The organism is Streptomyces sp. 4N124, assembly GCF_052245395.1.
Lineage (GTDB): Bacteria > Actinomycetota > Actinomycetes > Streptomycetales > Streptomycetaceae > Streptomyces.
Window position 1 is genome coordinate 44,349 of record NZ_JBQQBS010000022.1, and the last position, 18,587, is coordinate 62,935.

The window sequence follows — 18,587 nt, forward strand, 5'->3', positions numbered from 1 at the left end:
TTACATGTCAACTAGATCGTGTCGCGGTGGGTGCGGCCGCACGTCGCCGGTCGGGGTCCGGCGTGCCGTCGTACGAGACATTCCGCGCCCTCGCCGGTCCGTCACTGACGATGGCAACGGACGCACGGCCTGTCTTGCGGAGCCGGACGGCGAGCCGGTCGACACCGGTATGGCGGCGGTGACGGGGAACGTGACCGGTCTCTTCGGCATCGCGACACTTCCGCGCCGAGGAGCACCTGACGGTGCTCACGGCTCCGTCCGGCTGATCGTTCAAGAACCCACCCCGACATGACGAGAAGAGCGTGACGACCATCATGACCACGAGCTCCACCGCGCTGGACCGTTACATGGGGCTGTCCGACCGGGCGGTCCATGACGAAGCGGCTCTGGACGAAGCGTCTTTGGACGAAGCGCTGGCACTCTTCGCCGCGGACGCGACCGTCGAGATCGGCCCGGAGCCGGTGCACGGCAGTGAGGCCGTCGCCGCCTTCTACCGTGCCCACTTCGCCGCCCACGCCGATATGAAGCACTTCGGCAGTCTCATCACCGTCTCCGGGGTGGAGCACGCCACGCTCGACGCTCAGGGGCTCATCAGCCATCTCCACAACGAGTTCACCCGCCTCCCTGGCTGAGCCGACCCGGTCGTCATGGCTCCAGGCCGACTCTGATCGGCCGTCGGCGTGCGGACCGTCGAGGGTGGTCCTCCCGACGGTTGATCGCTGGATCTCGTAGTGCGATACCCGGACGACGACGTCGCAGTGGCGTACGGGCGTCACCGCTGTCATCGATGAGGCATCGGGTGGTGGATTGCAGACCCGGCAGCGCCGCCCGACGTCGGCCTTGACGCCGCCAAGTGCGGCCGACGTAAGGCTACTTGTGCCCTGACCCTTAGAGGTTGACAGGTCAACCAGGTGGACGTAGGGTTCCGGGTGAAAGCTCGGCCGACCCTAGGCCCTTCCCGTCCTGGTGTGGGGGAGGGGTAGTCGCGCCCCCGCCTGGTCAGTCCGGCTGCTTCTCCATGTGGTCCAGGATGCGCTTGGAGATCCGGCCGAGTGTGGTGAGCTGGTTCGGGGTCAGGGCGTCGATGAAGAGGCGGCGGACGTGCTCGACGTGCTGGGGTGCGGCCTCCTCGATCGCCTTGTAGCCGGCCGGGGTGGCGACGATGAATGCTCCGCGTCCGTCGTCGGGACATTCCTCCCTGGCCACGAGCCCGCGTTTCGCCATCCGCGTGACCTGGTGGGACATCCGGCTCTTCTCCCACTCCACGAGTTTGGCCAGATCCAAGAAGCGGATCCGCCCGTTGGCTCGTTCGGTGAGGCTGACGAGCACGACGTAGTCGGCTGCTGACAATCCGGAGTCGGCCTGGACGCGTCGCGACAGTCGTCCGATGAGTGTCTCCTGCATTCGGATGAAGTTGTCCCAGGCGGCCTTCTGTTCCGGGTCGAGCCAGCGCGGCTGTACGTCCATGAGGGCAGTCTAACGAAATCGTTGACAGCTCATCTACTGGTGGTGGCGGTGGTGCAGCCCTGAGTGAGGCCGCGAGCCGTGTCTCCTGCGGGCCCGGAGGCCGGCGCCCCGTGCTCGCTCAGGGCTGCGGACGCCCTCGTCGATGGGTAAGTTGATGCATCAACCTCATAGGGCTAGGCTGATGACCTGGCTGACGGGATTCCGCCGAGTCGAGCGGGATCGGGACCCCATGAGGAGGACACATGCCGGTCGAAGTGAGCGACGTGCCCGAGGCGAAGCGCTACGAGGCTCGTGTCGATGGAGAGTCCAAGGTGGCGGGCGTCGCGGAATACATCCGTACGACGGAACTCGTGGCGTTCGTGCACACCGAGGTCGAGCCGGAGTACGAGGGCAGGGGAGTCGGGTCCGCGCTGGCCCGCACCGCCCTTGACGAGGCACGCGCCGCGAACCTGCGGGTGCTGGCCACCTGCCCCTTCTTCGCGGGCTGGATCGGCCGGCATCCCGAGTACCAGGACCTGCTGTATCAGTCCCGCAGCAGGGTCATTGACTGAGAAGTCGAGCACGGCAGGAACGGAGGCGGGTATGAGCGACGAATCCAAGCGGAGGGCGTACCGGACGGAGTCGATCACGGTGACCTTCGAGGCCGGGCGCTGCCTCCACGCCGCCGAATGCGTCCAGGGCCTGCCTGAGGTGTTCGACACGACGAAGCGGCCGTGGATCCAGCCGGACAGGGCTACGGCCGAGCGCCTGGCGGAGGTCGTGCGGCGCTGCCCCTCGGGCGCACTCCAGTACGAACTCGTGGAGGGCGGGGCGGAAGCCCCCGACCGGCCCACCACGATCACCCGTAGTGTCACCGGGCAGCTGACCGTGCGCGGGGAGCTGAGTGTGCACACGCCGCACGGTGTTCGCGCCGAGACCAGGGCCGTGCTGTGCGGCTGCGGGCAGAGCCGCCTCCAGCCGTACTGCGACCACGCGGGGTCCTGCGGTCAGTGACGCGGGCACGGACGTGAGAAGCGATGACCGCACCAGCGACGAACTGGCCGAGCCTCCGGGTCTCGGACTGGACCGCCACCCGCGACACCCTCCACATGTGGACCCAGATCGTGGGCCCTGATCAACCACTGGTGGCAGGTGACTTTGTACGTCAGCCCCCGAGTGTTGACGACGTCGACCATCCCGTACCGCGCCGGGGCGTTCGAGATCGAATTCGACTTCGTCGGCCACCAGCTCGAAGTCCGCAGCAGCGACGGCGGTGGCTCGGGATCGACGCCCCGATCCATCCGCACCCCAACGAGGTCGAGCCGGCGATGGCTACTCCCGGGAACTGTCCAGCTGCGGGTTCTGGCCCGGCAGTGGAGACGAAGGTGCCTTCTACGCCTATGCCTACCCGGAACCCGACGGGTTCGCCGATGACCCGGTCGGCCCGGAAGGCGCCTACTTCAGCGCTGAGTTCAAGCAGTTCCTTCTGACCGCTCCGCGCTGGAAGACGACCCCTTCCGGTGGGGCGGAACTTCTTCGCCACGCTCGTGACGCCGGGCCCGACGGAACCGGACCCGACACTTGGGGGCAGGCCGGACTCCCGGACGGCTCAGGCGGCGGCGGTACGGAGCGGCGCCAGTGCCTGGCTCCAGGCGACAACCTGGTCGAACAGCGTGTTGAGGGCTTCCGCGCTGTACTCGTTGGGCTTGAGGGTGCTGAAGTCTTCGAACTCGGTCCTCAGGGACAGGGTCACCTGCTGGCGAACGTCGGCCATCTGAAGTTCGCCGACGACGAGACGCAGGTGTTCCACGGCTCGGGCGCCGCCGACACCTCCGTACGACACGAAGCCGACAGCCTTTGTGCCTGTTTCTGAACTTCTGTGGAGGGTCGTTGGACCCTGGTGCTCGGGAGTTGTATGGACTGGGGAGTATGGGAACGGTGAGCAGCGGTAGCGGCAGGCCGGGGTCATGCCCTCTCCGGCAGCTTCCCGGCCGTGCGTTCGTCGTGATCTCGCAACATCCGCATCCGCCCCGGACTCCTGTCCAGGACCTCAGCCGCGCCAAGGTGAAGATTGCCGGGGCACCTTTGTCGCCGATCTCCATGTGCGTCGGCTCACTAGCGGTGGGGCCGGGATTCGGCCTGGCGCCGGGTGGCGTGGATGGAGCCGAGGAGATTGAGGGCCTGGGCGCTGGGGCTGCCTGGTTCGGCGTGGTAGATGACGAGCTGCTGGCCGGGGGCGTCGCGTACGTCGAAGGCCTGGTAGGTGAGGGTGACGGGGCCGACGTCCGGGTGGAGGAACTGTTTGGCGTCCTGGGTCTTGCCGCGCACGGTGTGGGCGTTCCAGAGGCGGGTGAAGTCCGTGCTGTGCTCGGTGAGGGTGCGGACGAGTTCGCGCAGCCGGGGGTTGTCCGGGTCGTAGCCGGCTGCCTGGCGCAGGTTGGCGACGGTGGCCTGGGCCGCCCGGTTCCAGTCCGAGTAGAAGTGGCGGCCCGCGGGGTCGAGGAAGGTCATGCGGGCCAGGTTGTCCGCCGGCTCGAACGGCGCGTAGAGGGCGTCGGCCAGGGCGTTGGCGGCGAGGAGGTCCAGGGTCCGGCTCATGACGAACGCCGGTGTGTTGGGGTAGCCGTCCATCAACTGGCGCAGCGCGGGACTGACCCGCTCGGCGGCGTGGACGGCAGGCCGGTCGCTCGGTGTGGCCCCGGCCAGCCGGTACAGGTGCGCGCGGGCATCTGCGTCGAGGCGCAGCGCGCGGCTGAGCGCTTCGAGTACCTGGGGTGAGGGGTTGCGCTCGCGCCCTTGTTCCAGGCGGGTGTAGTAGTCGGCGTTCACTCCGGCCAGGACGGCGACTTCCTCGCGGCGCAGTCCGGCGACTCTGCGGGCCCCGTAGCTCGCCATGCCTACGTCCTCCGGGCGCAGGCCGGCGCGGCGTGTGCGCAGGAAGTCTCCCAGGTGGTTGTCGTCCATGTGTTCAGGCTAGGCGGCGGCCCGGTGTGCTGCCTGGGTGTGCCGCACCCAGGCCGCACACGTCCTGGTTGATGGCCGCTGACCTGCCCAGACTCGGTGGAGCAGGGCAGAACCTGCATCAACCGAGGAGAGGAGTCCGCGATGGCCGGGACCGCTGGGGGTGACCACGTCGACGTGGTCGGGATGTGGGTGACCGCGGACGGTCACATCCGCCAGGAGCTGTTGCCGGACGGCCGCTACGACGAGGCCCGCGGCGAGCGGCGCAGCGCGTACACGGGCCGGTACACGGTGACGGGCAGCCACCTCGACTACATCGACGACACCGGGTTCACCGCGACGGGCGACATCCGGGACGGCGTGCTCTACCACGAGCACCTCGTGCTCTACCGGGAGCAGCAGTCGCCGTGACAGGGGCGTGACCGACGCTGACGGAACAAAGAGTCCCGACACAGCAGTCAGCATCACGAGAATCAAGGACCATTTCATGACAGGACAACGACTCGACGGCAAGGTCGCACTGATCACTGGCGCGGCCGGGGGCCTCGGCACAGCGACCGCCGAACTCTTCGCCCGCGAAGGCGCCCGGATAGTGATCACCGATGTCGCCGAAGATCCCCTGCGGGGTCTGGCCGACCGGATCGAGGCACGCGGCGCGGAGGTCGTCGCTGCCCGCCTCGACGTCTCCTCCGCGCGGGAGTGGGACCAAGTGATCAACGTCGTACGCCACCGGTTCGGAACGCTGGACGTGCTCGTGAACCTCGCCGGCATCCTGGACTGGCCGGGCATCGAGGAAACGCGGGAGGAGGCTTGGGACCGTGTCATCGACGTGAACCAGAAGGGCACATGGCTCGGCATGAAGACGGCGATGCCGCTCCTGCGGGCGAGCGGCAACGCGTCGGTGATCAATACGTCGTCGGTGCTCGGCCTGGTGGGAAGCGGCGCGGCCGCGGCCTACCAAGCGTCCAAGGGCGCGGTGCGCCTGTTGAGCAAGACCGCCGCGGTCGAGTACGCCCGGCAGGGAGTGCGGATCAACTCGGTGCATCCCGGGGTGGTCGCCACGCCGATGATTCAGGAACTCCTGGACGACCAGGGTGACCAGCAGCCGGACATCCAACGCACGCCCATGCGCCGAGCCGGCCGCGCCGACGAGATCGCACCCGCGATCCTCTTCCTCGCCTGCGACGACTCCTCGTTCGTCACCGGCTCGGAGTTGGTGGTCGACGGCGGGCTCACCGCGCACTGAGCAGCCGGACCGTGCGACGTCCAGGCGGCTTGCCGTGAAGGCTGCGCCCCCGTGAGCGCGTCAACGGCTTCGCCCACCTGGCCCGGTCGCCGCGCCACCGCACAGCAATTCAGGGCGCCCCACACCGGCGCCTGCACGCACCTTCTCCAGGGAACGCACCATGACGCCTGCAACTCCGTCTGCCGAAGCCGCCGAAGCCGCCGAAGCCGCCGAGTTCGCCGGAAAGGTCGCCCTCGTCACCGGGGCCGCGCGCGGCGTGGGCAAGGAGACGGTGGCGCTCCTCAGCGCCCGCGGCGCCCGCGTCGTCGCCGTCGACCTACGCCCCGACATCAAGACTCTGCCGGACGAGTTTCCCGGCGTCCTCGCGATGAGTGGCGACATCACGCAGGAAGACACCGCCGCCCGCGCGGTGCAGTGCGCCGTGGACACCTTCGGCGGACTCGACATCCTGGTGAACAACGCCGGACGCACCCTGAACAAGCCCGTCACCGAAACCACCGCCGAGGACTGGGACGCCGTGATGGCCGTCAACGCCCGCGGCTCCTTCTTCTGCACCCGCGAAGCCTTCCGGGCCATGAAGGCCCGCGGCGGCGGATCCATCGTCAGCACCGGCTCCTACACCTGCACCGTCGCCCTGCCCGAAGGCGCCGCCTACAGCGCGTCGAAGGGCGCACTGGCCCAGCTGACCAAGGTGCTCGCCGTCGAGGGCGGGCCACTGGGCATCCGCGCCAACATCGTTGCCGCAGGCGTCATCGAGACCGATTTCCTCGACACGATCCGTTCCGACAGCCGGGCGTACCTGGCGTCCTTCGCCGACGCGCAACCCCTGGGCCGAGTGGCACAGCCCGAGGAGATCGCCGAGGTCCTGTGCTTCCTCGCCTCACCACGCTCAAGCTTCATCACAGGCGCCGTGGTTGCCGCTGACGGCGGGTTCACCGCGGTCTAGCCCAAGTGGGCCAGGCGCTCGCGCCTCTGCCTGCTGCGGCACCCGGTGCGAGGGTGTAGGGCACACTCTGAGTGTGTCCTCCACTAGATCACTTGTGGGTGTCGATGAGATACACGCCTATCTCGTCGGCCAGTTGAACTCTGCCCTGCGCCGTCCCGGCATGTTCTCGCAGGGTGACGCGGCCCTGCGGATGCTGATGGATCATCTGCTGTTCGTGGAATGCCGGCCCGAGGCATTGGCTGAAGAGCAGCTCGCCTGGTCGAGTCGAGGGGCCTGGACCAGCACGGGTGTGGCAGGCCTGTTCCAGGAGTTGATGCCGGGAGGCAACGACCAGAATTGCGTCGCCTCGGTCTACGCCGAGTTCGCGCGTCGCCGCGGCTGGCTCAGGCCCGATCACGTTCTGTCCGCTGACGAGTATCACGCTTTGCGGGCCCGGGTGCGCCCGTGGGCGCAGGAGGACCGCTCGTGGGCAGATGTCATCTCCGAGTTCGGCCCCCCGTCCATCCTGTTCGGAGGGACCAGCACGCTGTACAGCAAGACGCTCGGCTACCTGGGCGAGGATCCTGACGATCCCATGGTGTTCTTCCATCTCTGGAATGGCAGCACCCCGGCCTCCGAGTCCACATGGCCCAAGCTTGAGGAACCTGTTCTGCTCGCTGTCCGCTTCGGAGACGCGCCCTTTGACAAAGCCTTCACCTTCACCCCCGAGGGGCAACGAAGGCGGCCCGAGCCCGACTCGCTCTGCTGCTGAGCCGCCCGAGAGGTTACGCAACACCAGCAGGACGGGCCTTCGCTTTCCCGGTGTTCCCGAACCCGCTGCCGCTCACTGGGCGGTCGGCCGTGAGACGGCCGACCGGCCAGTTTCACTCCCGGCATGCCGAGCAACGCCCGCACAGAGGTTAAGACTCAAGCTAAGGCTGTCGTCCAGCTCACCGAGCCGGACGGGTCGCAGACCACAGCAAAACTGGGGCTGTTCGTCGACAATTGCACCGCACCGACAAGCTCAGCCCGAGCGGCGCGCGGAACGCGACGCACTCGGCATGCGCGGGTAGCAGCAGCCGTCTACTGGACACGCCCATAGGAACCCAGACCGGCGGATGGGAGACTCAGCGATCTTCGACGATGAAGCACGCCCGCTGGTATAGCTCGTCGAACGTGATGATCTCGACGTCCTGGATCGATGTCCGGTACAGCTCGAAGGAGTTGATCTTCTCCGGGTTCACGGCGCCGCGCCGCCATCGGTGAACTCAAGCAGGCTCCCGATCACCACTATCTGCCGGGGCCGGGTGGTGGACAGCTCGACGCCGGTCGGGGTGCCGTCGTCGTAGATGCGGGTGAGGAACTCGCGGGAGATGAGCTGCTGGGCCTTGCTGACGGTCTTCTGCACCTGCGCCACGCCGCCGCCCAGTTCTTTCGATGCTTGGTAAACGCCCGCACGGTATGGGGCCTTCCGGGCGCGTCGGCAAGGGCGTCAACCGCGCGCTGTTTCCCGGCGACGACGAGTACGCCGGCCAACTTCCCGCTTCCTGGCGCGCCGACGGCGTCGAGGACGCCGTCCTGGTGGTCTGCGTCGGCGACGGCACCTTCGGCTCCGCCGTCCGGACCTGCCCGTACGAGTACGGCTCCGGCTCCGTCACCAACGTGACCTTCCACAAATCGCGATGCCGGTGAAGGTCTACGAACTGCGCACCGGCAAGCTCGTCACCAACCGCAAAATCCAGATCGACGGCTCCAGTTGCCCTCCGTCCGTCTCGTACTACGAGTACGGCTACGACAGCGACGACTCGGGTCCGGATCCGGACGACTACGTCGAGGAGTCCAAGTCCGACGTACGGGAGGCGTTCCGGCCCCTGGTCGTCCGCTGAGCCCTTGATCGTCCGTTGAGGCAACGGCGCCCTACCCGATCACTGCCACCGGATCCTCAACACCACGGGGAACGATCTTCTCCCAGACGGGAAACGAGCTCCGAGAGGGGCAGCTGTGACGGGTCAGCCACACTCGTGAACCCCCGGGCAGCTGCTGCATCTGCTCGAAGTCGGCGTCCGTCAGTGGCTGGCCGTCGGGTCGCGCGTAGTCGATCGTCACGGCGCGGGCGGTGCACACGGGAAACAGCATTCGATTGCGCAGATAAGAGCGATTGGCGCGGCATGAGTAGACCTTGTCCGCAGCGACAGCGCCGGGCCGGATCCGGGGACGGCCGACCGGCAGACGGACCCGCACCTTCTGCAGAACGGGGACGAACTTCGGGTGGTCAGCAGCCTGTCCCGCGGTCAGGACGAGTACGCGCTCGCAGGCCGGGAAGTCGAACCGGGCAAACTGATCCACCACGCGGACCACGGCTGCCAATACACATCCGCGAAGCGGACAACTCGACTACTGCGAGCGGGAGTTGCAGCATTCACGGGTTCGGTCGGGGGCAGTTACGACAAGGCCCTCGCGGAGAACCCGTGGATGATCGTCAAGACAGAGTGCATCCGTGGCCACGTCTTCACCACCGGGCCGAGGCGAATCTCGCACTGTTCGAGTACATCGACGGCTTCTACAACTCCCGGCGCGTCCAGAAGCGGCTCGGCTACCTCAGCCCGATCGAATTCGAGGAGAAGCACTACGCCGACCCGGCAACGGCCGAACGAACGAACCTGAAACCCCGTCACCCCGCCCTGACCAGCTGATCAGCACCTTCCGCACGCCGGGGGAACCTCAAACTGGACAGCCCTCACGCCAGAACCAGGTCCCGTTGCCATGCTGCGAACGCCCTCCCTGGCATCGCCCCGCACGCCAGTCCAGGGCGCCCCCTCGCTTTCCGGTCCCGGGAACGCTACTGACTCCCGGCTCACGGCAGATTCCCTGCTCGCCGCCCACCCCTGTAATCAACTCCGTTTGTTTCATTGACATCTCACTCAGAATACCTACCGTTGGGAGCGCTCCCATGACAGCCTTGCAACTGGAAGGAGTCCCCCCACATGCGCAAACAGAGTCCGTTAGCCGGGCGTTCGCGGTCGTCCCTCCGTCGGCCTCTCCAGGCGCTCGTCATGCTGTTCGCCGTGGTTGCCGGCGCACTCACCTGGTCGGCCCCCGCCCAGGCTCACGGCACCGTCGTCGACCCCGCCTCCCGCGCGTACCAGTGCTGGAAGACGTGGGGCAGCAACCACACGAACCCGGCCATGCAGACCGAAGACCCCATGTGTTGGCAGGCCTTCCAGGCCAACCCCGACACTATGTGGAACTGGATGAGCGCGCTCCGCGACGGCCTCGGTGGCCAGTTCCAGGCGCGGACCCCCGACGGGACGCTCTGCAGCAACAACCTCTCGAGGAACGCCAGCCTGGACAAGCCCGGGCAGTGGAAGACCACCACCGTCGGCAACAACTTCTCGGTCCACCTGTACGACCAGGCGTCCCACGGTGCCGACTACTTCAAGGTCTACGTGAGCAAGCAGGGCTTCGACCCCAAGACCCAGACCCTGGGCTGGAGCAACCTCGACTTCATCACGCAAACCGGCCGCTTCGCCCCGGCGCAGAACATCACGTTCCCCGTCCAGACCTCCGGCTACACCGGACACCACATCCTGTTCGTGATTTGGCAGGCCTCGCACCTCGACCAGGCCTACATGTGGTGCAGCGACGTGAACTTCGGCTGAGCCGGGGAGCGCCGCACACGGCACCGACCGCTGCCGGGCGCCGGTAACCCGCCGTCCGGTGACCGAGCTCCGTCGGGCCAGGGGGCCCACTTGGTCACCCTGCCCCGACGGGGCCTTACTGCGCTCCTAGTGCTCCAGCCGTAGTTCGTGATCTCGATGGTGAGAGCGCCGCGGAGACAGGTGGCCAGTGTCGATCATCTGGACGAGATCGACCACGCCATCGGGGGGCGTGGTCCGCCTACTCGAGTTCACCGAGACGTACGTAGGGCGTCCTTTATCTCGCTGAGCTTCGCGGTTGTCGCCGGGGTCCATTCTTTCGCCTGTCCGTCGAGGCGGAGGGCATCCTCGATCTCGCTGAGCTTCGCGGAGGACAGGACGGCTGCCCGCTCGATCAGGTCGTCCCGGGACATGGTGGTCAGCCACGTGCAGGGGGTGAAGCCTGGACGCGGGAATGCGAACCGAAGCACGCCTTCAAAGGGCAGTCCTTCCATGGCGCCCACTTGCACTTCGACGCCCAGACCGCTGATGTCGACGCCCGCCGGCGCGACGACCTGCATCGCCCGGATCCCGGACGCGTCGTCTGCCGACAGCAGTACGACCAGCCGCCGCTCGTCGAACTCGACCCACCAGACTTCGCCACATTGCACATGTCCTCCTGACACAGGACGGCAGACGAACACTGCACGACCCTGACGCGCTGTGGAGACGGGTGAGGCCGCCGTTGATCATCGGTGTGTGAAGGCAAACGATCATTCGGTGGCCGCAGGTCACAGCGTAGCCCCTGCCCGCTGGCAGGAGGCGTTCGAGGGCCTGATAAGCCGGATCGCAGGCCGGTTCACACGAGTCGAACCCCGGCGCACGGCCGGACGGTTGGTGCTCGGGTTGCTGTCGGACCTGCCGCGTAAGAACTGCTGGACCATCGCCGAGTGGGCCGGGGAGGCCACCCCGGACGGCATGCAGCACCTGCTCGGGCGGGCCAAGTCGGACGCCGACCAGGCCCGCGACGACGTACGCGGCTGCGTGGTGGAGCACCTGCACGCCGACCAGGCGGTTCTGGTGGTCGACGAGACCGGGGACGTGAAGAAGGGCACCGGCACGGTCGGCGTCCAGCGCCAGTACACCGGCACCGCGGGCAGGATCGAAAATGCCCAGGTCGCCGTCTACCTGGTCTACGCAGGCCGGCGCGGGCACGCCGCGGTGGACCGGGAACTGTACATTCCGCGCTCCTGGACCTCCGACCCCGACCGCTGCCGCGCCGCCGGGCTCGGCGAGGAGACAGGGTTCGCGACCAAGCCGGCGCTGGCCGCCGCATGGTCGCCCGGTTCCTGGACGCCGGGCACCGGGCCGCCTGGGTCGCCGGTGACGAGGTTTACGGCGGCAACCCGACGCGGCGAACCGCGCTGGAGGAACGCGATACCGGCTACGTCCTCGCGCTGGCCTGCTCGCACGAAGTCACCACCGGCGCCGGGAAGTTCCGCGCGGACGCCCTGGCCAAAAGGTGCCCAAGCGGGCCTGGCAGAAGCTCTCCGCAGGGGCCGGAGCCAAGGGCCACCGCTTCACCAAGGAATCCACATCAACATGGCGAGGGCTCTGATAGTTCATCAAAGACGCATCTCAGGATGAAACATCGGGAGGAAACGCCCTCTTTGTGCCACTCGGTGTAGAGGAAGTCGATGGCGTTCTTGAGTACGCCGGATGTGGCTCGGCGTCGTCGCGCTGGGATGCCTTGTCGTAGACCCGGTTGGCGACCTGCTCGCCGTTGCGCTTGGGGCGGGTACTGCCGAGGATGATGCCGATTCTGATCACGGATTTCCCTCAAGGCAGCGGGCGTCGCGTCGACAACGCGTAGTTGTTCCGTGGTGCCGTACTCGGAGAACTGCACTGCACGAGACGTCTCCTGACGCGCTGTCTTCAGCGGATGCCGGGTCATGCCGACCGCCGCTACTTCTCGTGACGCGGCGGTACGGGGTGCTTGCTCATGATCGACACGCGATTGAACGCGTTGATGGTGACCGCCACCCAGATCGCGGCTGAGATCTGGTCTGCGGTGAGAGCCTGTCGGGCGTCCTCGTAGGCGGATGCCTGGATCGTGGCGTTCGCCGGATCGGTTGTGGCCTCGGCCAGCGCCAGGGCGGCGCGCTCCGAGGGAGTGAACAGGTCGGTGTCCCGCCATGCGCTCAGGGTTCCGAGTCTCTGCGGTGATTCACCGATGCGCAGGGCCGCCCTGGTGTGCACGTCGAGGCAGTAGGCGCAGCCATTGAGTTGCGATACGCGGATGTTGATCAGTTCCACGGTGATGCGGTCGAGCCCGGCCTCGGAGGCTGTGGCCCGGACCGCCTCCGAGACCTGCACCAGGGCATGGAAGGCCTTGGGGCTCTGTTTGTCGATGAAGATCCTGCGGGGTGGGGCGCTGTGGGTCTGGTTGCTCACGTCGGGTCTCCTTCGGGCCACGCTCGCAGTGGCCCGCGTCCGTGCGGGTGCTGTCGCCTTCGGCCTGCCTTCGTGGCATCATAGTTGATGTGACAACCAGACTGAGGAGGTGCTCCCGGTGAGCAACCCGGAAGGCAATGCCGAGGCTCTACGCCGCGGTGCGCTCGGCGAAGGCGACCGGTCGGCCGGAACCCCCCGGGTCGATGTCCTGACGGCGCGTGACGTACCCCTCGGCGGTCCACGTGCGATGCGCGTGCGGCGGACGCTGCCCCAGCGGGCTCGCACCCTCATCGGCGCCTGGTGCTTCGCCGACCACTACGGCCCGCACCAGGTCGCCGAGTCGGGCGGCATGAACATGCCCCCGCATCCGCACACCGGACTGCAGACGGTGACCTGGCTGTTCAGCGGAGAGATCGAGCATCGCGACACCCTGGGCACCCACTCCCTGGTCCGGCCCGGCGAGATGAACCTCATGACCGGCGGATACGGCATCGCCCACTCGGAAATCTCCACGCCGAACACCAGGGTCATCCACGGCGTCCAGTTGTGGGTCGCGCTGCCCGAGGAACACCGCAACGCCGCCCGGGACTTCCAGCACTACGTGCCCGAACTCGCGCAGACCGACGGAGCCCGCCTCCGGGTCTTCCTGGGCACGCTCGCCGGCCGGACCTCCCCGGTCAGGGCGTTCACGCCGCTGCTCGGCGCCGAGATCGTCATCGAACCCCGCGCGGCGCTCTCTCTCGCCGTGGACACGGCTTTCGAGCACGGCCTCCTCGTGGACAGCGGGGCCATCCGCCTGATCGACACGGTGCTGAGGCCTGCCGAACTCGGCTACGTCCCTCGCGGCGCGGACACCCTGACGATGGTGAACGAGACCGACGACCCGGCGCGGGCCATCCTCCTGGGAGGACCTCCCTTCGGGGAGGAGATCGTCATGTGGTGGAACTTCATCGGTCGCAGCCACGAGGACATCGTGAAGGCCCGCGAGGACTGGGAAGCCTCCTCCGAACGCTTCGGCGTCATCGAGGACTCTCCCAGCGGCCGCCTTCCCGCACCGGCCCTGCCGAACGCCGTCATCACACCGCGCCGCAACCCACCGACCCGCTGACCCCCTCTTGCGAAAGGCACACCATGAGCGAGTCCTCCACCACCACGGTCGTCGAGCGTGCAGACGCCGATCACCGGTACGAGATCCTGGTCGACGGCCGACGTGCCGGTCTGACCGCCTACCGTGACCGGGGCGTGCAGCGTGTCTTCTTCCACACGGAGATCGACGAGGCATTCGCCGGCCAGGGGCTGGCCTCACAGCTGGTCCAGCAGGCACTCGCCGACGTGCGCGCATCCGGAATGCGGATCGTCCCGGTCTGCCCCTACGTCGCCAAGTTCCTCAAGCGGCACGACGAGTTCGCGGACATCACCGACCCGGTCACACCTGATGTCCTGCGGTGGCTGAAGGCGCAGCTTGGCTGAAGTTCTGCTGGGTGAGCACCCGGATCCCATGGGTATGAAGTGGATGCGTCAACTATATTGAGGCTGTCGAGAGTCATATGGGACAGGCATGCAGCCTGAGGGGAGAAGTCGGGCGATGCGGAATCTGACCGTGGCTCAGCAGATGGTGGACATTCTGCGGCAGGCGGGCGTGGAGCGGATCTACGGCGTGGTGGGTGACAGCCTGAACTCGGTGGTCGACGCGGTGCGCCGTACCGACGGCATCGAGTGGGTGCATGTACGCAACGAGGAGGCCGCCGCCTTCGCTGCGGCAGCGGAGGCACAGCTGACCGGCAGGCTCGCGGTGTGTGCCGGAAGCTGTGGCCCCGGAAACACGCATCTGGTCCAGGGACTGTACGACGCGCACCGCTCCGGTGCGCCCGTGCTGGCACTCGCCTCGCACATCCCGTCCCACCAGATCGGTACCGGATTCTTCCAGGAGACGCACCCGGAACGGCTGTTCACCGAGTGCAGCGACTACTGCGAGATGATCGGCACCCCCGAGCAGATGCCCCGGGTGCTGCGGATCGCCATGCAGCGGGCTCTTGGCAACAGCGCCGTGTCGGTCCTGGTGATACCGGGCGACGTCGCGCACCACGAGGCTGCTCACCCGACGGGAAGCAGTGACCTGGTCACTGAGCGCGGCCGGGTCGTCGCGCCGGACACACAGGTCCGGGCGCTGGCCGAGAGGCTGAACGCGGCACGGAAGGTGATGCTGTTCTGCGGTGCGGGAGTGCGGGACGCGCACGCCGAGGTCATGGCGCTCGCCGAGAAGGCCGCCGCCCCCATCGGGCACACCCTGCGGGGCAAGGAGTGGATCCAGTTCGACAACCCGTACGACGTGGGCATGAGCGGTCTGCTGGGCTACGGCGCCTGCTTCGACGCGATGCACGAGGCCGACCTGGTCGTGCTGCTCGGCACCGATTTCCCGTACAACGACTTCCTGCCGCAGGCACGGACGGTGCAGATCGACCACGATGCGGGTCGCCTCGGCCGTCGTACTGTGCTGGAACTCGGGGTCCACGGCGATGTCCGGGAGACGCTGCGGGCTGTGCTGCCGTTGGTCGAGGCGAAGCGGGACCGTGCCTATCTGGACCGGATGCTGCACAAGCATGCGAGGTCGCTGGAGACGGTGGTCTCCGCCTACACGCACGACGTCGCGCGGCACACCCCGATCCATCCCGAGTACGCGGCATCGGTTCTGGACGAACTCGCAGAGGACGACGCGGTGTTCACCGTGGACACCGGCATGTGCAACGTGTGGGCGGCGCGTTATCTGACCCCCAACGGGCGGCGACGGGTGATCGGTTCGTTCCTGCACGGCACGATGGCCAACGCGCTGCCGCACGCCATCGGCGCGCAGTACGCCTACCCCGGCCGCCAGGTGATCTCGATGTCGGGCGACGGTGGACTGGGCATGCTGATGGGCGAGCTGCTCACGGTGAAGCTGCACGATCTGCCGGTGAAGACGATCGTCTTCAACAACTCCTCCCTGGGCATGGTGAAGTTGGAGATGCTGGTCGAGGGGCTGCCCGAGTACGAGACCGACCACGAGCCGGTGGACTATGCGGCGATCGCGCGCAGCGCGGGCATCGAGGCGATCCGTATCGAGCGCCCGGGGGATGTCGTCGAAGGGCTCAAGCGGGCGCTCGCTCACGACGGACCGTTCGTGGTCGACCTGGTGACCGACGCCAACGCGCTGTCGATACCGCCGCACATCTCGGCCGCCCAGGTCAAGGGATTCGCCTTTGCCGCGGGCCGGACCGTGCTCGACGGCGGCGTCGGCAAGATGCTCGACCTGGCCCGTGCCAACCTGCGCAATATTCCCCGGCCCTGAGACGGTCGCCGCACGCAGCGAGGTCCGGTTCACGACACGAACGCCGCATCGGGACACGCCCGGCACCGACTTGTCGGTGACACACCGGCCGCTCTCGCCGTCTGATTCAGACGTGCTCCCAGGTGGGAGGGACCGGTGGTCACCTGCACTCGTGGCGATGACGCCGGAACGCATCAGCACTGAGCGACTCGCCCAGAAGCGGTCGTCACACCTGACGGGACCTCATATTGACGGCCCGATGCCTGCATGCCACCGATCACCCCCTGCGCGGGGTTTACGGAAGGGAATCACCGTTCATGAGCGAGGAGACGCCGACTCCTGACCTCCGGCACGGTCCGATCCGGAGAATCGTTGATCTTCTGAGGGCACATCATGAACGGGCGAAGCAGCAGCACCAGGAAGCAGACATAGCCGATTCGATCGCCGGTGCCGCTTTCGACCTGGGGGCCGACATCGCACGCCCAGTCGCTCTTCCGCACGAGGGCGCCGGTTTCGACGCTGAAAGTGATCTCGGGATCGTCAAGCAGCCACCGGAGTGGCGCGGATAGGGAGGCGGCGCAGGGGACCGGACGAGCAAGGATCTGTCAAACGAGCGGCTCTGCCCCGTAATTCGGGTTGTGGTGTCGGCGGGCGGTGCGCCGGCGTCTTCGTCGCCGGCGTGAGCGGCGCAGCCGAGCACGGGACGCCTCCTTCAGCTTCGGTTCGCGGCCGAGTGCGCCGGCTGCCGTGCCTTGTTCCGGAATTGTGCGGGCGATGAGCCGACCACGCGGCGGAACGCGGTGCTGAACGCGCTCTCGGACTGGTAACCCGTGGCCCGTGCGAGCTCGGAGATCGACAGAGAGTCGCGGGTGAGGGCGTCGCGCGCGAGGCTCATGCGCCATTGGATCAGGTACTCCAACGGCGGGACCCCGACGTGGCACTTGAAGGCCTGGGCGAACGCGGAACGCGACATGTGGCTGATCTCGGCGAGCTCCTTGAGGCTCCAGGAGTGGGCCACGTTCGCGTGCACGGCGCGCAGGGCGGCACCGATGCCGTCCTCGTTCAGGGCGCTCAGCCAGCCGGTGGGCCGGTCTGTCTGGCCGGCGTGAGCACGCAGCATGTGCACGAGCAGGATCTGCGCGAGGTGGTTCTGCACCAGCGGGCCGCCGGCGGCGGCGACCTGGACCTCGGTGGCCAGGAGATCGATCAGCTGCGCGAGCCGCCCGCCATGAGGATCGCCCACGCGGACGATCACGAGCGGCGGCAGGAGATCGGTCAGGAGGGCCGCGTTCTGGTCGTCGAACGCGATGTGCCCGACGCAGAGGTAGAGGTCCTCCTCGGACTTGGGGCCGATCCGCACGAACCCGTCTTCGGCACTCGCCCACACCTGCTCCGCAGGGCCCGGGCTTGCGTCGAGCGTGCTGGCCAGCACATAAGGCGGCGGGTTGCCCAGCATGAAGGTGTCACCCTCCTGCAAGAGCACCGGCTCGTGCCCTTCGAGGATCAACCAGCACGTGCCGCGCACGAGGCCGCCGATCCGCACGTGCAAGAACGTGTCGAAGCGCAACGCCCACTCACCCACGGCCCGGAGACTGGGCCCGATCACCGTGCGGGGCCTGAGCAGGCCGATCGCGTCAGCCACTGGATCCCGAAAGCCGAGCACCGAGCGCCTCCTGGACGATGCGTAAAGAAGTCTGGACTGTGCATCATGGATCGTACTCCGCTGCTCCCGCATTATCGATGTCGAATGGATCGGCAACGAGAAAGTGATGGAGACACCCACATGGGACAGCTGGAAGGCAAGACGGCGGTGGTCACCGGGGGCAGCACCGGTATCGGTCTGGCCACCGCCGTACGGCTGGCGGACGAGGGTGCGTACGTGTTCGTCACCGGGAGACGCGAGGCCGAGCTGGAGGCCGCCGTCAAGACCATCGGAACGGACCGGGCCACCGCGGTCGTCGGAGACATCGGGAAGCCGGAGGACCTGGACCGGCTCTACGAGGCGGTCCGGGCGCGAGGCCAGAATCTGGACGTGCTCGTGGCGAACGCGGCGATCGGCTCGTTCATGACGCTGGAACAGACCACCGAGGAGCACTTCGACCAGACCTTCGCGGTCAACACCCGAGGCACGCTGTTCACGGTGCAGAAGGCGTTGCCGCTGCTCAACGACGGAGCCTCGATCGTCCTGGTCGGTTCCACGGCCGCTGACCGCGGAATGGAGGCGTTCGGCGCGTACGCGGCGTCGAAGGCGGCCGTCCGGTCCTTCGCGCGGACGTGGTCCACCGAGCTCAAGGGCCGTGGCATCCGGGTCAACGTGGTCTCGCCGGCATGGATCGAGACGCCCGGGGGCACCGCCGCCTTCGGCGACGAGGAGACCGCCCGGGCGATCAAGGAGCAGGTCGCCGCGACCGTGCCCAAGGGCCGCATGGGCCGGCCCGAGGAGGCCGCCGCAGTCGTGGCCTTCCTGGCCTCGGAACAGAGCAGCTACGTCGTCGGCGCGAACGTCTACGTCGACGGTGGCGAGAACCAGACCTGAGGCATTGGACGCCAGCGCCAGAGAGTATCTATGAGAACCCGACTGATTGCATTGGGTACCTAGCGTGTCGGGTTGCCTGG

The 18,587-nt window shown here is 67.5% G+C and carries 23 protein-coding genes and 4 pseudogenes; 19 read left to right on the forward strand and 8 right to left on the reverse strand.

Annotated elements, in window-relative coordinates; all coding sequences use genetic code 11:
• Positions 1 to 314 precede the first annotated feature (314 nt).
• A complete protein-coding gene (locus ACTWQO_RS22675; protein ID WP_443239167.1) occupies positions 315 to 632 on the forward strand; it encodes a nuclear transport factor 2 family protein in 318 nt (105 codons plus the stop codon).
• A gap of 367 nt (positions 633 to 999) precedes the next feature.
• On the opposite strand, the gene ACTWQO_RS22680 is transcribed toward ACTWQO_RS22675, so the two are convergent.
• Positions 1,000 to 1,467 carry a MarR family winged helix-turn-helix transcriptional regulator gene (locus ACTWQO_RS22680; protein WP_443239168.1) on the reverse strand — a complete coding sequence of 156 codons (468 nt, stop codon included), beginning with the start codon at positions 1,465 to 1,467 and terminating at the stop codon, positions 1,000 to 1,002.
• A 242-nt stretch (positions 1,468 to 1,709) separates the two neighbouring features.
• Here ACTWQO_RS22680 and ACTWQO_RS22685 point away from each other — a divergent pair, with 242 nt between their 5' ends.
• The 4 genes and pseudogenes from ACTWQO_RS22685 to ACTWQO_RS22700 form a co-directional block, all read left to right on the forward strand.
• Positions 1,710 to 2,018, forward strand: coding sequence for a GNAT family N-acetyltransferase (locus tag ACTWQO_RS22685; RefSeq protein ID WP_443239169.1), 309 nt, complete (start codon positions 1,710 to 1,712; stop codon positions 2,016 to 2,018).
• Positions 2,019 to 2,049: 31 nt separating this feature from the next.
• Positions 2,050 to 2,460 (forward strand): (4Fe-4S)-binding protein, encoded by a 411-nt coding sequence (locus ACTWQO_RS22690; RefSeq protein WP_443239170.1) that lies wholly within the window; start codon positions 2,050 to 2,052, stop codon positions 2,458 to 2,460.
• Positions 2,461 to 2,483: 23 nt separating this feature from the next.
• Positions 2,484 to 2,543: pseudogene (locus tag ACTWQO_RS22695) on the forward strand (hypothetical protein); the annotation flags it as partial.
• Positions 2,544 to 2,719: 176 nt separating this feature from the next.
• Positions 2,720 to 2,929, forward strand: a pseudogene (locus ACTWQO_RS22700) (DUF5996 family protein); the annotation flags it as partial.
• A 126-nt stretch (positions 2,930 to 3,055) separates the two neighbouring features.
• Here ACTWQO_RS22700 and ACTWQO_RS22705 read toward each other — a convergent pair.
• Both ACTWQO_RS22705 and ACTWQO_RS22710 read right to left on the reverse strand, forming a co-directional pair.
• Complete coding sequence (locus tag ACTWQO_RS22705) at positions 3,056 to 3,415, reverse strand: NADPH-dependent FMN reductase (protein ID WP_443239171.1); 360 nt, start codon at positions 3,413 to 3,415, stop codon at positions 3,056 to 3,058.
• Positions 3,416 to 3,561: 146 nt separating this feature from the next.
• Entirely contained in the window at positions 3,562 to 4,410 is an 849-nt protein-coding gene (locus ACTWQO_RS22710) for a helix-turn-helix domain-containing protein (protein WP_443239172.1), read from the reverse strand.
• Positions 4,411 to 4,551: 141 nt separating this feature from the next.
• On the opposite strand from ACTWQO_RS22710, the gene ACTWQO_RS22715 reads away from it, so the two are divergent.
• The 4 genes from ACTWQO_RS22715 to ACTWQO_RS22730 all read left to right on the forward strand — a co-directional run bounded on the left by ACTWQO_RS22715 (position 4,552) and on the right by ACTWQO_RS22730 (position 7,350).
• Positions 4,552 to 4,818, forward strand: a complete 267-nt coding sequence (locus ACTWQO_RS22715) for an Atu4866 domain-containing protein (RefSeq protein ID WP_443239173.1) — start codon at positions 4,552 to 4,554, stop codon at positions 4,816 to 4,818.
• Positions 4,819 to 4,894: 76 nt separating this feature from the next.
• Complete coding sequence (locus tag ACTWQO_RS22720) at positions 4,895 to 5,653, forward strand: SDR family NAD(P)-dependent oxidoreductase (RefSeq protein ID WP_443239174.1); 759 nt, start codon at positions 4,895 to 4,897, stop codon at positions 5,651 to 5,653.
• A gap of 160 nt (positions 5,654 to 5,813) precedes the next feature.
• Entirely contained in the window at positions 5,814 to 6,599 is a 786-nt protein-coding gene (locus tag ACTWQO_RS22725) for an SDR family NAD(P)-dependent oxidoreductase (RefSeq protein ID WP_443239175.1), read from the forward strand.
• 94 nt (positions 6,600 to 6,693) lie between these two features.
• On the forward strand, positions 6,694 to 7,350 hold the full coding sequence (locus tag ACTWQO_RS22730; protein WP_443239176.1) for a hypothetical protein: 657 nt from the start codon (positions 6,694 to 6,696) through the stop codon (positions 7,348 to 7,350).
• A 468-nt stretch (positions 7,351 to 7,818) separates the two neighbouring features.
• Here ACTWQO_RS22730 and ACTWQO_RS22735 read toward each other — a convergent pair whose 3' ends face one another.
• The gene (locus ACTWQO_RS22735) at positions 7,819 to 7,995 is read right to left on the reverse strand and encodes a hypothetical protein (protein ID WP_443239177.1); all 177 of its coding nucleotides are present in this window, start codon (positions 7,993 to 7,995) and stop codon (positions 7,819 to 7,821) included.
• A gap of 44 nt (positions 7,996 to 8,039) precedes the next feature.
• Between ACTWQO_RS22735 and ACTWQO_RS22740 the strand changes: the two genes are divergently transcribed.
• Both ACTWQO_RS22740 and ACTWQO_RS22745 read left to right on the forward strand, forming a co-directional pair.
• The gene (locus ACTWQO_RS22740; protein ID WP_443239178.1) at positions 8,040 to 8,270 is read left to right on the forward strand and encodes a hypothetical protein; all 231 of its coding nucleotides are present in this window, start codon (positions 8,040 to 8,042) and stop codon (positions 8,268 to 8,270) included.
• Entirely contained in the window at positions 8,261 to 8,464 is a 204-nt protein-coding gene (locus tag ACTWQO_RS22745; protein ID WP_443239179.1) for a hypothetical protein, read from the forward strand. Before ACTWQO_RS22740 ends, ACTWQO_RS22745 begins: the two co-directional genes overlap by 10 nt.
• 250 nt (positions 8,465 to 8,714) lie before the next feature.
• Here the strand turns inward: ACTWQO_RS22745 and ACTWQO_RS22750 are convergent.
• Positions 8,715 to 8,879: pseudogene (locus ACTWQO_RS22750) on the reverse strand (IS5 family transposase); the annotation flags it as partial.
• Between the two features lie 167 nt (positions 8,880 to 9,046).
• Here ACTWQO_RS22750 and ACTWQO_RS22755 point away from each other — a divergent pair.
• Both ACTWQO_RS22755 and ACTWQO_RS22760 read left to right on the forward strand, forming a co-directional pair.
• Positions 9,047 to 9,271: an IS3 family transposase gene (locus ACTWQO_RS22755; protein ID WP_443239180.1), complete on the forward strand. Its 225-nt coding sequence runs from the start codon at positions 9,047 to 9,049 to the stop codon at positions 9,269 to 9,271.
• A 360-nt stretch (positions 9,272 to 9,631) separates the two neighbouring features.
• Complete coding sequence (locus tag ACTWQO_RS22760; RefSeq protein ID WP_443239255.1) at positions 9,632 to 10,237, forward strand: lytic polysaccharide monooxygenase auxiliary activity family 9 protein; 606 nt, start codon at positions 9,632 to 9,634, stop codon at positions 10,235 to 10,237.
• 248 nt (positions 10,238 to 10,485) lie between these two features.
• On the opposite strand, the gene ACTWQO_RS22765 is transcribed toward ACTWQO_RS22760, so the two are convergent.
• Positions 10,486 to 10,884, reverse strand: a complete 399-nt coding sequence (locus ACTWQO_RS22765; protein ID WP_443239181.1) for a type II toxin-antitoxin system PemK/MazF family toxin — start codon at positions 10,882 to 10,884, stop codon at positions 10,486 to 10,488.
• Between the two features lie 109 nt (positions 10,885 to 10,993).
• Between ACTWQO_RS22765 and ACTWQO_RS22770 the strand changes: the two are divergent.
• Positions 10,994 to 11,795: pseudogene (locus tag ACTWQO_RS22770) on the forward strand (IS701 family transposase); the annotation flags it as partial.
• Positions 11,796 to 12,178: 383 nt separating this feature from the next.
• Here ACTWQO_RS22770 and ACTWQO_RS22775 read toward each other — a convergent pair.
• The gene (locus tag ACTWQO_RS22775; RefSeq protein WP_443239182.1) at positions 12,179 to 12,667 is read right to left on the reverse strand and encodes a carboxymuconolactone decarboxylase family protein; all 489 of its coding nucleotides are present in this window, start codon (positions 12,665 to 12,667) and stop codon (positions 12,179 to 12,181) included.
• 118 nt (positions 12,668 to 12,785) lie between these two features.
• Here ACTWQO_RS22775 and ACTWQO_RS22780 point away from each other — a divergent pair, with 118 nt between their 5' ends.
• The 4 genes from ACTWQO_RS22780 (at position 12,786) to ACTWQO_RS22795 (ending at position 16,540) form a co-directional block, all read left to right on the forward strand.
• Complete coding sequence (locus ACTWQO_RS22780) at positions 12,786 to 13,775, forward strand: pirin family protein (protein ID WP_443239183.1); 990 nt, start codon at positions 12,786 to 12,788, stop codon at positions 13,773 to 13,775.
• A gap of 23 nt (positions 13,776 to 13,798) precedes the next feature.
• Positions 13,799 to 14,137, forward strand: a complete 339-nt coding sequence (locus ACTWQO_RS22785; RefSeq protein ID WP_443239184.1) for a GNAT family N-acetyltransferase — start codon at positions 13,799 to 13,801, stop codon at positions 14,135 to 14,137.
• 115 nt (positions 14,138 to 14,252) lie between these two features.
• The gene (locus ACTWQO_RS22790) at positions 14,253 to 15,992 is read left to right on the forward strand and encodes a pyruvate dehydrogenase (protein ID WP_443239185.1); all 1,740 of its coding nucleotides are present in this window, start codon (positions 14,253 to 14,255) and stop codon (positions 15,990 to 15,992) included.
• Positions 15,993 to 16,288: 296 nt separating this feature from the next.
• Complete coding sequence (locus tag ACTWQO_RS22795; protein WP_443239186.1) at positions 16,289 to 16,540, forward strand: hypothetical protein; 252 nt, start codon at positions 16,289 to 16,291, stop codon at positions 16,538 to 16,540.
• Between the two features lie 143 nt (positions 16,541 to 16,683).
• Here the strand turns inward: ACTWQO_RS22795 and ACTWQO_RS22800 are convergent, their stop codons facing one another.
• Positions 16,684 to 17,754 carry an AraC family transcriptional regulator gene (locus ACTWQO_RS22800; protein ID WP_443239187.1) on the reverse strand — a complete coding sequence of 357 codons (1,071 nt, stop codon included), beginning with the start codon at positions 17,752 to 17,754 and terminating at the stop codon, positions 16,684 to 16,686.
• Here ACTWQO_RS22800 and ACTWQO_RS22805 point away from each other — a divergent pair, their 5' ends adjacent.
• A complete protein-coding gene (locus tag ACTWQO_RS22805) occupies positions 17,755 to 18,507 on the forward strand; it encodes an SDR family NAD(P)-dependent oxidoreductase (RefSeq protein WP_443239188.1) in 753 nt (250 codons plus the stop codon).
• Positions 18,508 to 18,587: the final 80 nt, after the last annotated feature.